At 41.3% G+C, this 2,327-nt stretch carries 2 protein-coding genes; both read left to right on the forward strand.

Translation table 11 applies throughout. The annotated features are described in order from the left end of the window. The first annotated feature begins 309 nt into the window (after positions 1-309). Complete coding sequence (locus ACXAFR_RS27195) at positions 310-798, forward strand: T6SS immunity protein Tdi1 domain-containing protein (protein WP_475183267.1); 489 nt, start codon at positions 310-312, stop codon at positions 796-798. A 602-nt stretch (positions 799-1,400) separates the two neighbouring features. Next, the gene (locus ACXAFR_RS27200) at positions 1,401-1,931 is read left to right on the forward strand and encodes a hypothetical protein (protein WP_475183270.1); all 531 of its coding nucleotides are present in this window, start codon (positions 1,401-1,403) and stop codon (positions 1,929-1,931) included. Positions 1,932-2,327: the final 396 nt, after the last annotated feature.

Here is a 2,327-nt window from a genome sequence, read left to right on the forward strand (position 1 = left end):
GGTGGTAGGGCCGAAAGTCGCTATTAAAGAAACTCCGTGGAGCTATATCGTTATTGGTTACTGCATATTATTCATTCCTGTGTGGTTGTTATACCAATTCAATAATAAGCCATGGTTCTTGCTTGTATGGCCAATTATTATCGCATCCGTAATCAACAGTATTTTGTGGCTATGCAAAAAACTAAAATTGGTGTAAACATAATGCATTTGTCAACAGGACATTTTTTGCTACTCTTCGCTTTGCGGTGGCTTTGCCACTTTACCGCAAAACGCCAGTTCAAAAAAGCGCTAGGTTTCTGAGAAATCTTGATGACATTAAATGATTTAACAGTAAATTTTTCGCATCTACACCGTGATTCTTTGTTGTCTGATTGGGAACGGTTAATTAGCGGAGAATACTCGCCTATTTTACTTTCCGCTTCGGGTGATGCGTTTGTTCAAAACGTAAGCAATGGTCGGGTCTGGTGGCTTGATACCGGCGGCGGCGAATTTACACAAGTAGCAGAGTCACCTGAAGAATTTAGTCGTTTACTTTCCAGCAAAGAGTTTGTTGTTGAGCATTTTGCGGTTCAAATGGTTGGCGATCTATTACAATCCGGTAAAACACTCGCTAGCGGGCAAATATATAGTTTATCTAAGCCTTGGTTATTGGGCGGGCAGTATGAACTTTCTAATATCGAGTCAACAGATATCGAAGCTCATTTTTCTTTAACGGGGCAAATAGCGCGGCAGGTAGCTTGTGGAAAAGCTAACGAACACTTTAAATTGGCATCATTTTCTCGCTGTACGCAGCTTTAGCCGCGCAGTTTAAGTGGGCATTAGCTGGTCGTCGGCTCGGAAGAATTTAGTTAATCTACAAGCTCGAGGCCGCGTTTAGTGTTTCCAGGCGCAGTGAGGGTACGAAAACGAGTTTCATTGTCAAATTCGCCATGGTTCAACTTCTTAAAATTTCCTCCGGTGTCAGCACATGTAACTTAGGACATGTAAGTTCTGAGCTTTTTATGTCCCCGACGTTATTGGTATACTACAGCTAGCATTTCCAGCAATTGCCAGCTCAATCAAAAAGTTATTGCCCTTCTCGGGGGGGGTGGGTGTCATAGGTAATAAATTGACACCCACTGGCAAAGGCCATAGAGCGCATTTATCAGCTCTCGAAGTTCAGCGGGCGTTAATAAGCACGCTGGTGTCTTCAACTATCGTGTTTGCCATGCGTCAATGGTGGCGTATATGCCACCATTGCGTAAGTTGTGAATACAGCTAACATGACAAGTCAGTCACGTTCACGTTGTGGTCTGGACTGCTTACACTCCGCACCTTTTGTGTTCGCTGCGTTCATTTTTTCAAAAAAGGAGCTCCATGTAATCTGCTGTGGCGTCTCGCGTTAAATTACCAAAAAAATTATGCGTAAATTTCAAAATATGTGTAAAAAAGAGCAAGCTTCAGTTCTTAAAATGTATCCGGATTTTGAAAAGGTGGTTGCGGTCGAGGGCACGGATAAATATAAATACATGGCTATTTCTGTTTTTGATCATTGGTTAAAAGAAGAGGAGGCTATTGCGTTGCTATCAGATGTTCCTGTGGCTGAACAACTTCAACGAGATAAAAAGTTTGATTTATTTTCGAAGAAAATAATTGACAATACTGAAGTAATAAATTTTACCTTTAAAGGGCGTTGCTCAAAATCATATCCTGTTTTTCGGAAATTCACTTCAGAAACAAGTAAAATTGATTATATGAAAAGTGCTTCTAACTATGTGAGCAGTCATTTCTTTTTTAAGGTCGCCCTCCCAGAACTCGAAGCTTTATATTTTGAAAGCTGGGACGATACTAATGTGTTTTATTTGCGCAATGAAAAGCATGCGGATTTAATTGAGTCTTGGGCAAATGAGTGTGGACTTCATCGTCTGGAAAAATGGTATCCTTGCAAGTGACAGTGGTTTAACTCCATCGAATTTATTAGCATGCCGATTTCCAGCATTTTGCTAAGCAATTTCTAGGTAAGGGCTAAGCCGGCCCCGGTACGCTTTCCGTTAGTTATTTTTTTTTGCCTCGTAGTTTCATCCTCCAACGCCTTGGCCATTCTTTTTCTGTCTGCTCGATGTCTTTATTGAGCGGTTTACTAATACGTGTACAGGATCGAGTCACGTTTTTTGTCATGCCTTTTAGGCATTTCTTCGTTGCCGTTGTTTATTCCTTCGATAAGTGTTTTTCTTCCCGAGCTAAGTGTCGATGTAGCTTATGGCTTTGTCTCGTCATTTGAGTGCGCTAGAATGCGCTCGGCTATTAAGATTTGCACGATTTTGTTGTGTGTTTGGTCTGTAGAAAAG

This window comes from Pseudomaricurvus sp. ABR4_320 (assembly GCF_056159445.1).

Bases quoted from the DNA above. Each gene is read 5' to 3' on its own strand.
- ACXAFR_RS27200 (WP_475183270.1), top strand. From the start codon at position 1,401: ATGCGTAAATTTCAAAATATGTGTAAAAAAGAGCAAGCTTCAGTTCTT.
- ACXAFR_RS27195 (WP_475183267.1), top strand. From the start codon at position 310: ATGACATTAAATGATTTAACAGTAAATTTTTCGCATCTACACCGTGAT.